The organism is Falsiroseomonas oryzae (assembly GCF_027856955.1).
Lineage (GTDB): Bacteria > Pseudomonadota > Alphaproteobacteria > Acetobacterales > Acetobacteraceae > Falsiroseomonas > Falsiroseomonas oryzae.
Map to the genome: position 1 here is coordinate 1 of NZ_JAPSMD010000149.1, position 11868 is coordinate 11868.

The window sequence follows — 11868 nt, forward strand, 5'->3', positions numbered from 1 at the left end:
CTCCGCCGCGGGTGCGCCGGCCGGCGCCGGCGGGCGCTCGGCGGGCGGGCGCAGGCGGCGGGCATCGAAGGCGGCCATCGGCGTCGTGATCACGGCCGGGCGGGCGTTCCAGCGCGGCGGCGCGGTGGCCAGCCGGTCGAGGAAGTCCACCGCCTGCGGATCCGCCGCGTCGGCCTTGCGGAACACCACCAGGTTGTGCCGGAACCAGGGGAAGCTGGCAGCCATGCGCACCGCCAGCGTGTCGGCCAGCACGGGGTGCCAGCCATGGGCGGCGAACTTGCCGATCCAGTGGCCGACCGTCTGGCAGTTGATGTGCCGCACCCCCGGCTGCCCGGGCGCCGCGCCGGAGAACAGGATGGTGTGGCCGGCATGGCGCACGATGTTCCCGATGAAGGCGTCGGAATGCGCGGGCGGGATGTGCTCGATCACCTCGACGGAGGTGACGAGGTCGAAGACCTGGCCGAGATCGACCGGCTTCGACAGGTCGGCCTGCCGGAAATGGCCGGGCTTGAGGAACTTCGCGCCGGGATCGAAGCCGTCCACGCCGAGCGTCGTGCCGACGCCGGCCAGCGAGAAATCCAGGATGTAGGCGCCGAGCCCGCAGCCCAGGTCCAGCACGGAGGCGGGCTTCACCCTGTCCAGCATGTGCCGGAAGGGCGGCAGGTCCACATAGAGCTTGGAGGCGTGCCAGTCGGCGTCGAAGGCGGTCTCGTTGGACTTGGCGCCGGCCTTCGCGGCCTCGCCGGCCGCCTTGGCGCGCAGCCCATCCAGCGCGGCGACGAAGCGGTCGGGCTCCGCCGCGGTCTCCGCCATGTAGGCCTGGGCGAGGGTGGCGAGCGCCGAGACCTTCGGCGGCTTGCCGCGGCGCAGCCTGTAGGTGGCCGGCAGCGGCGCCTCGACCAGCGCCTCCGACAGCGGCGTGGCGGGGTCCACCTCGGCGTAGCGCAGCGCCATGCCGACCAGCTCCGCCTGGCCGATCTCGGCGCCATCCATCACGCGCTTGCCGCGCGCGGTCCAGTGGCCGCCATAGGCCTCGCGGCCGGCGATGCGGTCGCGCTCGGCATAGGCCAGGTAGCCGAAGACCAGCTTCTGCTTCAGCTGCTCGACGCTGCGCACGGGGTAGTGCGCCAGCTCCAGCGCATCAAGGCGGTGGGCGCGCAGGTCGGGCGCGGTGATCGCGTGGTTGCCCTGGCGGATCCACAGCGCCTCGGGATCGGCCTGGTCGCAGCGGATGATCGCCTTGCTCTTGCCGCGGTCGCGCGCGCGGTCCACGCAGAAACGCAGCTGGCGCGGCGGATCGGCCTCGGCGGGGCCGTCCTCCGGGCGGGGGACGTAGTTGCGCCAGCGCGCGATGCCGTAGCGCCCGGCGGGGATGGAGGCCAGCGCGGCTTCCAGCGCGGCGCGGTCCGGCACGGCCAGGAACTCGTCGGCGTCGAGCAGCAGCACGAAGTCCGGGCGGAACTGCGGGAGCAGGCGGCGGTAGAGGAAGGTCATCTTCTCCGCCTGGAAGTAGCCGCGCACCGGGTCGTCGAAGACCGTCAGCGGCAGCCCCTCGCCGATCAGGCCGGCCAGGATCTCCCGCGTCTGGTCCGAGGAGCCGTTGTCCAGCAGGCAGACATGGTCCACGAGCCCGGCGGTGTGACGGACGAAGGCCTCGATGATGTCGGCCTCGTTCTTGACCATGCCGAGGCACAGGATCCGCATCGCTCACCACCCCTGAAGCGCCGGGCGCGAAGCGCACGCCGGCGGCCGTTGCACCGGCGACCTAACACGCAGGCCGCCGGGTGTCGCCAGGGTCCGGGAACCGTTGCGCGACGACGCGATCGCCATTTAGGGCGGTTGCGGGCTCCGGTGCGTTAACGACTGTCCATTCCGTCGCTACGCCAGCCGCTGCCCCCCGAGCAGCCCGCCGAGACCCGGGCGCATGCCCATGGCGCGCTCCGCGAAGGCGCGCTTCAGCGGCGGGATGCGGTCCACCGCGGCGATGCCGATGCGCCGCGCCAGGCGCACCGGGCCGACATCGTTGCCGAACAGCTTCTCCAGCACATGGGTGGCGCCGAGCATCAGCATCGCATCGGGCCGGGCGCGCGCCTGGTAGCGCGCCAGCACGGGGGCCCCGCCGGGGTCCTCCCCGGCATTGGCCGCCGCGATCACCGCCTCGGCCAGCGCGGCGACGTCGCGGAAGCCGAGGTTCAGGCCCTGGCCGGCGATTGGGTGGATGCCATGCGCCGCGTCGCCCACCAGCGCCAGGCGCGTGTCGGTGAAGCGCTGCGCCCACAGCGCGGAGAGCGGATAGGACCAGCGGCGCCCGATCGGCCGGATGCGGCCGAGATGGTCGCCCAGCCGGCGCGCCAGCTCGTGGCCGAAGCGGGCGTCGTCCATGGCCAGGAAGCGGCGGGCAAGCGCGGTCCGCTCCGACCAGACATAGGCGGAGGCATGCGGAAGGTCGGCGGTGCCGAAGCCGCCAGGGCCGGCCAGCGGCAGCTGGGCGAAAGGGCCGTTGGGCAGGAACATCTCCAGGGCGGTGCCGCCATGCGGGCGTTCATGCGCGAAGGCGCCGACCATGCCGACCTGGCCGTAGTCCCAGCGCGTCACCGCGATGCCGGCCTGGCGGCGCAGCGGGCTCTCGCGGCCCTCGGCGCCGACCACCAGCCGCGCGCGGATCAGCGTCTCGCCCTGCATCTTCCCATGGGGGCCGCCGGCAACGCGGATCTCGGCGCCTTCGGGGTGGCGCGTGACCGTGGCCTCGGCGGGGGCGAAGGCGGTGAGGTTGGGCAGGGTGGGCAGGCAGGCGTTGAGCGCGACGCGCAGGCTGCGCGCCTCCACCATCCAGCCGAAGGGCTCGCCCTGGCCGACCTCGGCGCTGTCGAAGTCGAGCTTCAGGGAGGAGGGGCGCGCACCCGGCCGACCATCAGCCACGCGGATGCGGTGGATCGGCTGCGGCGCCGCGGGCAGGCGCTGCCAGATGCCGGCGGCGTCCAGCAGGCGCTGGCTGGTCAGCGCGATGGCATAGGCGCGGCCGTCGAATTCCGGCAGCTCCATGGGCGGCAGGGGGGCGCGGTCCACCACGGCGGTGGGCAGTCCGGCGGCGGCGAGGGTCGCGGCGAGGGTGGCGCCCACCGGCCCCGCGCCGATGACGCAGGCGGTGACGTCGAGCGTGGCAGTCATGCCGCGAAGGTCGCGTCCTTCCTCGGTTTCGGCAAGGGCGAGGCAATTGCACAGAATTTGTGCAGACGCGATCCCGCTCATGAGTGAGTCCCGCGCGCCGCAGTGTTGCCGCGCCGCACAGGGAGGGGGCGGCGCCTCTGGCACGGCGCTTGGATTGCGCAGACCCACTCCGCCCAGAAAAGGGGATTGCGGCGCGATGAAGCTGGTGATGGCAGTCATCAAGCCCTTCAAGCTCGACGAGGTGCGCGACGCGCTCACCCCGCTCGGCGTGCAGGGCCTGACGGTGACCGAGGTGAAGGGGTTCGGCCGGCAGAAGGGCCAGACCGAGATCTACCGAGGCGCCGAATACCACGTGAGCTTCCTGCCGAAGCTCAAGATCGAGGTCGCGGTGCCGGCCGAGATGGTGGATGCCGTGGTCGAGGCGATCGCCGGCGCGGCGCGCACCGGCAAGATCGGCGACGGCAAGATCTTCGTGCTGGACCTCGAACGCGCGCTGCGGATCCGCACGGGCGAGACGGACAACTCGGCGCTGTGACGGGCGGCCGGTGAACCAACGGACAAGGGAACCGACGGAATGAGGATGCTTGCGCGCGCCGCGCTGCTGGCGCTGCCGGCGCTGGTCGCGGCCGGGGCCGCTTCGGCCCAGGATGCGAAGATCGACACGGGCGACACCGCCTGGCTGCTGACCAGCACGGCGCTGGTGCTGATGATGACGGTGCCCGGCGTGGCGCTGTTCTACGCCGGCATGGTGCGGAAGAAGAACGTGCTGGCCACCATGATGCAGTCCTTCGCGGCCTGCGCGCTGGTGGCGGTGCTGTGGATGGTGCTGGGCTACAGCCTGGCCTTCGGCGAGGGCAACGCCTACATCGGTGACCTGTCGCGCCTGCTGATGCGCGGCATGGCGGAGAACTGGGACAAGCCCTTCACGCTGGGCAGCGGCGACGCGGCGGTGGCGACGACCATCCCGGAAAGCGTCTTCGCGATGTTCCAGATGACCTTCGCCATCATCACCGCGGCGCTGATCACCGGCGCGGTGGCGGACCGGATGAAGTTCTCCGCGCTGATGCTGTTCCTCGCCCTGTGGACCCTGCTGGTCTACTCGCCGGTCGCGCACTGGGTGTGGCACCCGAACGGCTGGATCTTCGCGCTCGGCGCGCTGGACTTCGCCGGCGGCACGGTGGTGCACATCAACGCCGGCGTGGCCGGCCTGGTCGCGGCGATCGTGCTGGGCAAGCGCGTGGGCTACGGCAGCGACAACATGGCGCCGCACAACCTGGCCTTCGCCGTAATCGGCGCGAGCCTGCTGTGGGTGGGCTGGTTCGGCTTCAACGCGGGCTCGGCCGTGGGTGCCGGCGCGCGTGCGGGCATGGCGATGCTGGTGACGCAGATCGCGGCCGCCGGCGCGGTGCTGGCCTGGCTGCTGGCGGAATGGGCGACGAAGGGCAAGCCCAGCGTGCTCGGCGCGATCTCCGGCGCGGTGGCGGGGCTGGTCGCCATCACTCCGGCGGCGGGCTTCGTGCTGCCGGGCTCCGCGCTGATCATCGGCGTGGTCGCGGGCCTCGCGGGCTTCTGGGGCGCGACCGCGCTCAAGCACTGGTGCGGCTATGACGACAGCCTGGACGCCTTCGGCGTGCACGGAGTCTGCGGCATCGTCGGCGCGCTGCTGACCGGCGTCTTCGCCTATGGCGCGCTGTCGGCGACGACCGCCACGCCGGCGGGCTACAGCGGCGGCCTCGACCAGTTCCTGATCCAGGTCTACGCGGTGGCCGCGACCTTCGTCTTCACCGCGGTCGCCACCTTCATCCTGCTGAAGGTGGTGGACGTGATCGTCGGCCTGCGCGTCACCGAGGAAGAGGAGCGCGAGGGCCTCGACGTCGTGCTGCACGGCGAGCGGCTGGGCTGAGCCTTCAATTGGGTTGATCGGCCGGCGGGGCGCGAAAGGCCCCGCCAAGCCGGAACGGCGAAGGGCGCCGGGGGCATCCCCCCGGCGCCCTTCGCGCGTCCGGACCCAGGCGGCTCAGGCGGCGCGCTGGTCCACCGGGCAGGTGTTGAGGCCCAGCAGGGAATAGGCCGGGCAGGTCCGCATCAGGCCGGTGGCCAGCGGCACCAGGCCGACCAGCCCCCACCAGCCCAGCGGGCCGAAGGCGCCGAGCGCCAGCAGTGCGATGCCCGCGACGATGCGCAGGATCCGGTCGATCCCGCCGACATTGGTGGCCATGGCCTGTCTCTCCTTGCCGCGCGGCGTGGTGCCGCGTCCGGGGCCGAGGACAGCACCGCGCGCCGGCCGCGTCGGTGACGATGTCACGCGACCGGGCATTCGGCGTCAGACCAGCACGACGATGTCCGACGCAGCCAGCAGCGGGTTGCCGGTGAAGGTGGCGAGCACCACCGCCAGCCCCGCCCCGGTGCCGTCCGCATCCCAGCGCAGCGTGCCGGTGGCGCCGTCGTAGATGAACTGCGCCCCGCCGCCGACCGGCGCGACGCCGTTGACGAAGGCGGCCGGCGCCAGCGGACCGAGCGCCAGCAGGTTGCCGAAGCCGGCGCGGGAGACCTGCAGGATGTCGGCGCCCTTGGTGAAGTCGGTCACGGTGTCCGTGCCGACGCTCGGCGCGCCGAAGTAGAAGGCGTCGTTGCCGGTGCCGCCGGTCAGGCGGTCCGCACCGGTGCCGCCATCCAGCGTGTCGGCACCGCCGCCGCCATCCATGGTGTCCGCGCCGTTGCGGCCGACCAGCAGGTTGCCGCCGGTGTTGCCGATGATCTCGTTCGCCGCGTTGTTGCCGTTGCCGCGGAAGCCCGCGTTGCCCAGCAGCTCCAGCCGCTCGAAATTGTCGGGCAGGTTGTAGGTGACGAAGGTGCGCAGCGTGTCGGTGCCGGCGCCGAGGCCCTCGACGATCAGGTCGGAGAAGTTGTCCACGACATAGACGTCGTTGCCGGCGCCGCCGGCCATGCTGTCGGCGCCGGTGCCGCCATCCAGCGTGTCGGCGCCGTCGTCGCCAAAGAGCGTGTCGTTGCCGTCGCCGCCGGAGAGCGCGTTGGCGCCGGTGTTGCCGGTGATGGCGTTGGCCAGCTCGTTGCCGGTGCCGTTGATGTTGGCGCCGCCGGTCAGCACCAGCGCCTCGATCGCCTGCCCGGCGGCGATCGCCCAGGTGGCCGAGGCGGAGACGGTGTCGTTGCCCTCGCCGCCGAATTCCACGGTGACGTCGCCGGGATTGTCCACGTAGTAGAAGTCGTTCCCGGTGCCGCCGACCAGGCTGTCGGCGCCGCCGCCGCCGTCCAGCGTGTCGTTGCCGATCCAGCCATACAGCGTGTCCGCGTCTCCGGCGCCGGTGAGGGAATCCGCGCCGGCGCTGGAGACGAGCCAGTAGCGCTCGATGCCACTGGCGCCGGCCGGCGGGGCGAGCGTGAAGTTGCCGGGCGCGGCGAGCATCGAGATCAAGAGCGTGTCCGTGCCGGCGCCGCCATCCACCGTGTCGTTCACGCCGGCACTGATCAGGTCGTCGCCGCCGCCGCCCTCGAACAGGTCGGCGCCGCCGTTGCCGAACAGCGAGTCCGCCCCCTCACCGCCGCGCAGCGTGTCGTCCTGGCTGTTGCCTTCGAGGCGCAGGCGCTCGAAGCCGTCGAAGACGACGATCCCGTCGGGCGTGACGATCTCCCCGCCGCCGGCGCCGTCCGTGGTGACCTCCACCGCGGTAGGCTCGAAGTGGTCGAAGGTCAGGAGGTCGTCGCCTTCGCCGCCGGAGGCGATGACGAAGCTGCCGCCGCCGCTGGCGAAGTAGATCGTCACATGGTCGTTCCCGCTGCCGCCCTGCAGCAAGATGTCTTCCCTGGAGAAGAGCACGATCTCGTCATCGCCCGCGCCGCCATCGGCCAGGCCCGCGCTGCGCGCGTGGATCGTGTCGTTCCCGCTGCCGCCGAGCAGGGTCGCCGTGGCGAGGGCATATCCGCCCGGGTCGATCAGTTCGTCGTTGCCGGCACCGCCGTCCAGCAGCAGCAGGTTGTTCTGCCCGCCGACCAGCGTGTCGTTGCCGTCGTGGCCGAAGATCTGGTCGTTGCCGGACGTGCCGCCATAGAGCGAATCCGCGCCCGTGCCGCCTTCCATCCGGTCGTCGAACGCGCTGCCGGTCAGCCAGAACCCCTCGAAGTTGTGGAACTCGAAGCTGCGTTGGACGACGCCGGTGATGGCGCCCACGGTCTCCAGCAGCGCGACGCCGTTCGTGCTCTGGGTGAGGCGGGCGAAGTTGTTGGCCGGGAAGATGGTGGGGAAGACGACGGTGTCGGTCCCCGCGCCGCCGTCGCGGTAGCCGAAGTCGGAGAACTGCAGCGCCAGGATGTTGACCCGGTCGTTCCCTTCGCCGCCCAGGATGGTGTCATAGGCCGAGCCCGACAGCGTGTCGTTGCCGCCCCCGCCATCGATCAGGTCGATGTCCGTGTTGTTGTCGAACGCATCGGAGATGACGTCGTCGCCCTCGCCGCCGTAGAGCATGTCGTTGCGCTCCGCGCCGGTGAGGCTGTCCGCCCCGAGGCCGCCATGGGCCAGCATCGGCGCCCGGTTACCGACGATGGAATCGGCGCCGTTGCCGCCGACCAGCGTCTCGCGGACGTAGGGATCGACGGCGTCGATGGCTTCGCCGCCGACCAGCGTGTCGTTGCCTGGGCCGCCATCCAGGTAGTCGATGCCGATGCCGCCATCGAGCAGGTCGTTCCCGATGCCGCCGCGCAGCGTGTCGCGGCCGCCCTGACCGTAGAGGTTGTCGTTGCCGGCGTCGCCCGAGAGGCTGTCATTGCCGAGATCGCCGAACAGATCGTCGTTGCCGTCGCCACCCAGCAGCGTCATCCGGTCACCGGCCAGGGAATTGCCGAAGAGCCTGTCGTCGCCCGTGCCGCCGTTCAGCAGGCTGCCCGCGCCATAGGCGACAAGGGTATCGGCCCCGTCGTCGCCCTGGATCGTGTCGACGCCGCGCCAGGCGAACAGCGAGTCGTTGCCGGCGCCGCCTTCCAGGCGGTTGTTGCCGGCATTGCCGAACAGGTTGTCGTCGCCGGCGCCGCCGAGCAGCGTGTCGGCGTCGGTCAGATCGAGGCCGCCGAGGGGGTCGGCGAAGATCAGGTCGGCATCGTCGCCGCCCTCCAGCCGGTCAGCGCCGGTGTCGCCAGCGATCGTGTCGGCGCCGTTGCCGCCCAGCACCGTGTCGGCATTGTCACCGCCGAGCAGGCTGTCGGCGCCGATGCCGCCTTCGAGGCTGTCCGTGCCGACGCCGCCGAGCAGCGTGTCGTTCCCCGCGCCGCCGAGCAGCGTGTCCACCCCGTCGTCGCCGAGCAGGGAATCGTTGCCGCCCGCGCCGTCGATCAGGTCGTTGCCGGCCAGGCCGACCAGCGTGTCGTTGCCGGTATCGGCCGCGGCCAGGCCTGCCGCGTAGCCGCTGATGGTGTCGGCGCCCATCCAGCCCTGCAGGTTGTCGTTGCCGGAGGTGCCGAACAGCGCCTGGTCCGGCGACTGGATGGAGATGTGCAGGATGTAGGTGCCGCCGGTGGCCGCGTTGTAGCTCTGCAGGCCGAGATACCAGATGCCGGTCGTGGGCACGTTGAAGGTCATGAAGGGGTCGAGCGTCGTGCCCGAGCCCGGGTCCAGCACGCCGCCGTCGTCGTTCATCTGCACGAAGACCTGCGACGGGTTGTAGAGGAAGATCTGGCTGTCGAGCCCGGTGGTGGCGTCCACGTCGAAGGTCACGATGTCGCCGGCCTGGAGGAAGAAGCTCCAGTAATCCTGGTCGGTGTTCGGGCTGACGCTGCCGAGGATGCTCACCGTCGGGAAGGGCGCGAAGGTGCCGTCGGCGCTGCGCGTGAAGCTCGTGCCGAACAGCGCCTGCGCAGTGGCGAGGTTGAAGCTGGGCGTTTCGAAAAGCTGGGCCATGGCGAGGAATCCGGCTGCTGGAGCGGGAATTGAAGCAGTCCCAGTTTCACATGCAAAGGGAACGTTCTGATGTGCGCCGGCGCATTGCGCTGGACGCGGCGCGGTGCAGGCGCGTAAGGGCGCGCGTCATGGCGACGGTCCCGGTCATCCCCGAGGCGGCGCTCGAGGAGCAGTTCCTGCGCGCCTCGGGCCCCGGCGGGCAGAACGTGAACAAGGTGGAGACGGCCGTGCAGCTGCGCGTGCATCTGGCACGCGCCGGACTGCCGGACCGTGTGCTGGCGCGCCTGCTGCAACTCGCCGGCCGCAGGGTGACCGGCGAGGGCGTGCTGGTGATCGAGGCGAGCCGGCACCGCAGCCAGGACCGCAACCGCACGGAAGCACGCGAAAGGCTGCAGGAGCTTGTCGCGCGCGCCGCCGAACCGCCGCCGCCGCCGCGCCGTCCCACCAGGCCGACGCGCGCCGCGAAGGAGCGCCGGCTGGAGGGCAAGGCGCGACGCTCCGGCGTCAAGAAGCTCCGCGCGGAGAAGCCGCGGGCGGAGTAGCCGGCCTCAGGCGCTCTTCTTGCCGGAGCCGGGACGGGCCTGGTTCGACGCCATGCGCGCGCTGGTCTCGGCGGGCATCACGTCGGCCAAGGCGGTCGTGACCTTGTTCTTCATGCCGTAGACGACGTCGGCGTCGCCGCGCAGCATCGCCTCGAACCCGGTCTTCGCGACATCGGCCGCGTCGTCCTTCTTCGACTGGCCGAGCTTGGTGTCCTCCATGCCGGCGCGGTCGAAGAATTCGGTCTCGGTTGCACCGGGCATCAGCAGGGTGACCGATACGCCGCTCTCCTTCAGCTCCTCGCGGAAGGCGATGGTGAAGTTGTCGATGAAGGCCTTGGTCGCGTGGTAGACGGCCTGGAAGGGCTGCGGCGTGTAGCCGGCGATGGAGCCGGTCACCAGGATCCGCCCCTGCCCCGCCCCCCGCATCGCGCTGCCCAGGCGGTGCAGCAGATAGACGGTGCCGGTCACGTTGGTGTCGATGACGTGGCGGATCTCCGGCCAGGGCTGGTCGAGGAAGGCGTGGCCGAGCCCATGCCCGGCATTGGCGCAGAGCACCGCCACATGGCGACCGGCCAGGGCGTCCACCAGCCGGTCAACGCCCTCCAGGGTGGCGAGGTCGGCCTGCACCGTCTCGACCTGGGCGCCTTCGGCGCGCAGCGCGGCCTCCGCCTCGCCCAGGGGGCGGTCGGCGCCGAGCAGCAGGTCATGGCCGTGCTGCGCGCAGAGCCTGGCGAGTTCCAGCCCGATGCCGGAGGAGGCGCCGGTGACGAGGGCGAGCGGGCGGGCGGTGGCGGACATGGGCGGCTCCGTCGAACAGGGGGAGCCGGGTCAACGAGGCGGGTGGCGCCGCGTTCGTTTCAGGCGCCCTCGGCCCGCAGGCGCAACGCCGCTGGGTCCAGGATCGCCACCGTGCCGCGGCCGATCGCGACCAGCCCGTCGCGCGCGAAGGCGTTGAGGCGGCGGGTCACCACCTCCCGCGCGGTGCCCACCTCCACGGCCAGCTCGGCCTGGGTGGCGGCGATCTCGGCGGCGTTGCGGGCCAGCAGCGCCTCCGCCAGGCGGCGGTCCACGCTGCGGAAGGACAGCGCCTCGATCCGCGCCATCAGGGCGCCGAGGCGGGCGCCGAAGCCCGCCAGGACGAAGCGGCGGAAGGCCGCACTCTCGGCCACCAGCGAGTCGAAGGCGGCGCGCGGCAGCAGCAGGCCCTGCACCTCGGTCTCGGCGCGGCCCTCCGCGGCGTAGGCGTCGCCGGCGAAGAGACAGGCGGTGGTCAGCAGGCAGGCCTCCCCCGGGGCCACGCGGTAAAGCAGCAGGGCGTGACCATCCTCCGCCACCAGGTCCACCCGAACCGTCCCGGCGCCGAGCATCACGAAGCCGCGGCAGGGATCGCCGGGGTGGAACAGCACGGTCCCCGCGGGCGCCGCCAGCTTTGCGCCCGCGGCGGCGATGCGGTCGCGGATGGCCGGCTCCAGCAGGGCGGGGATGGCGGAGTCGGACATGGGGCCATCCTGCCTGGGCCGGGACCGCTGCGGAAGCAGAGCGTGCAAATCGAGCGACTTCCGGTGTAGAACTCCCACCCTGCTTCAGGACTGGTCCCTGCATGCCGCGCGCCATCGAAGGTCGCCCGGCGCCGGGCGCGGTGGGCGATCGGCTCGCCGCTGCCGGCCGGCGCTTCGCCTCCCCCGCCGTGAAGGCGGCGATCCGCCGTCGCCTGGACGAGCTGTTCGCGCTGGTGCTGGTGCTGACGGGGCTGGTCGGGGCGGTGGCGCTGGCGACCTACGACCCCGCCGATCCGTCCTGGTCCACCGCCACCGCGCGGGAGACGGCCAACCTGGCCGGGCCCTTCGGGGCGCATCTGGCCGATGTGCTGCTGCAGGGCGTGGGCTATGCCGCCTGGCTGCCGGTGGCCTGCCTGATGACCTGGGCCTGGCGGCTGGCAATCCATCGCGGCCTGTCGCCCTTCGTGCTGCGCCTGGCCTGCCTGCTGGCCGCGTTGCCGCTGACCGCCGCCTCGCTGTCGCTCCTGCCCCTGCCGGAGGCCGCGCCGGCACCGGCCGGCCCGGCCGGCGCCGCCGGTCCGGTTCTGGCCGATGCCGTGCTGGACTTCCTCGGCGCGGTCCTCGGACCGGTGGGCACAGGCATCAGCCACCTGGTCCTCTGGGGCGTGACCGCGCTGCTGTGCTTCGTGGCGCTGGCGCTGACGCTCGGCGACTGGCGCCGGGCCGGGCGTGCGGCCGGCACGGCGGCGGC

10 protein-coding genes are annotated in these 11868 nt (G+C 72.2%); 4 read left to right on the forward strand and 6 right to left on the reverse strand.

Annotation, left to right across the window (positions count from 1 at the left end):
- Both OZN99_RS15455 and OZN99_RS15460 read right to left on the reverse strand, forming a co-directional pair.
- Positions 1-1704 (reverse strand): glycosyltransferase family 2 protein (locus OZN99_RS15455; protein WP_270936145.1); only part of this gene is annotated, 1704 nt, incomplete at its 3' end.
- 174 nt (positions 1705-1878) lie between these two features.
- On the reverse strand, positions 1879-3168 hold the full coding sequence (locus OZN99_RS15460; RefSeq protein WP_270936146.1) for an FAD-dependent monooxygenase: 1290 nt from the start codon (positions 3166-3168) through the stop codon (positions 1879-1881).
- Between the two features lie 196 nt (positions 3169-3364).
- Here OZN99_RS15460 and OZN99_RS15465 point away from each other — a divergent pair, with 196 nt between their 5' ends.
- Positions 3365-3703, forward strand: a complete 339-nt coding sequence (locus tag OZN99_RS15465) for a P-II family nitrogen regulator (protein ID WP_270936147.1) — start codon at positions 3365-3367, stop codon at positions 3701-3703.
- Between the two features lie 39 nt (positions 3704-3742).
- Positions 3743-5071 (forward strand): ammonium transporter, encoded by a 1329-nt coding sequence (locus tag OZN99_RS15470; protein ID WP_270936148.1) that lies wholly within the window; start codon positions 3743-3745, stop codon positions 5069-5071.
- Positions 5072-5185: 114 nt separating this feature from the next.
- Here the strand turns inward: OZN99_RS15470 and OZN99_RS15475 are convergent, their stop codons facing one another.
- Both OZN99_RS15475 and OZN99_RS15480 read right to left on the reverse strand, forming a co-directional pair.
- The gene (locus tag OZN99_RS15475; RefSeq protein ID WP_270936149.1) at positions 5186-5386 is read right to left on the reverse strand and encodes a YgaP family membrane protein; all 201 of its coding nucleotides are present in this window, start codon (positions 5384-5386) and stop codon (positions 5186-5188) included.
- 105 nt (positions 5387-5491) lie between these two features.
- Positions 5492-9076 (reverse strand): calcium-binding protein, encoded by a 3585-nt coding sequence (locus OZN99_RS15480; RefSeq protein ID WP_270936150.1) that lies wholly within the window; start codon positions 9074-9076, stop codon positions 5492-5494.
- Between the two features lie 128 nt (positions 9077-9204).
- Here OZN99_RS15480 and arfB point away from each other — a divergent pair, with 128 nt between their 5' ends.
- A complete protein-coding gene (gene arfB / locus OZN99_RS15485) occupies positions 9205-9618 on the forward strand; it encodes an alternative ribosome rescue aminoacyl-tRNA hydrolase ArfB (protein WP_270936151.1) in 414 nt (137 codons plus the stop codon).
- Between the two features lie 6 nt (positions 9619-9624).
- On the opposite strand, the gene OZN99_RS15490 is transcribed toward arfB, so the two are convergent.
- Together OZN99_RS15490 and OZN99_RS15495 are read right to left on the reverse strand one after the other, a co-directional pair.
- Positions 9625-10416, reverse strand: a complete 792-nt coding sequence (locus OZN99_RS15490; protein ID WP_270936152.1) for an SDR family NAD(P)-dependent oxidoreductase — start codon at positions 10414-10416, stop codon at positions 9625-9627.
- A gap of 59 nt (positions 10417-10475) precedes the next feature.
- A complete protein-coding gene (locus OZN99_RS15495) occupies positions 10476-11117 on the reverse strand; it encodes a Crp/Fnr family transcriptional regulator (protein ID WP_270936153.1) in 642 nt (213 codons plus the stop codon).
- Between the two features lie 101 nt (positions 11118-11218).
- Between OZN99_RS15495 and OZN99_RS15500 the strand changes: the two genes are divergently transcribed.
- Positions 11219-11868: DNA translocase FtsK 4TM domain-containing protein (locus OZN99_RS15500; RefSeq protein ID WP_270936154.1), on the forward strand; the 650-nt coding region annotated here is incomplete at its 3' end.

Coding starts and splice junctions, on each gene's coding strand:
- OZN99_RS15460 (WP_270936146.1), bottom strand. CDS start 3,168: ATGACTGCCACGCTCGACGTCACCGCCTGCGTCATCGGCGCGGGGCCG.
- OZN99_RS15495 (WP_270936153.1), bottom strand. CDS start 11,117: ATGTCCGACTCCGCCATCCCCGCCCTGCTGGAGCCGGCCATCCGCGAC.
- OZN99_RS15480 (WP_270936150.1), bottom strand. CDS start 9,076: ATGGCCCAGCTTTTCGAAACGCCCAGCTTCAACCTCGCCACTGCGCAG.
- arfB (WP_270936151.1), top strand. CDS start 9,205: ATGGCGACGGTCCCGGTCATCCCCGAGGCGGCGCTCGAGGAGCAGTTC.
- OZN99_RS15475 (WP_270936149.1), bottom strand. CDS start 5,386: ATGGCCACCAATGTCGGCGGGATCGACCGGATCCTGCGCATCGTCGCG.
- OZN99_RS15470 (WP_270936148.1), top strand. CDS start 3,743: ATGAGGATGCTTGCGCGCGCCGCGCTGCTGGCGCTGCCGGCGCTGGTC.
- OZN99_RS15490 (WP_270936152.1), bottom strand. CDS start 10,416: ATGTCCGCCACCGCCCGCCCGCTCGCCCTCGTCACCGGCGCCTCCTCC.
- OZN99_RS15465 (WP_270936147.1), top strand. CDS start 3,365: ATGAAGCTGGTGATGGCAGTCATCAAGCCCTTCAAGCTCGACGAGGTG.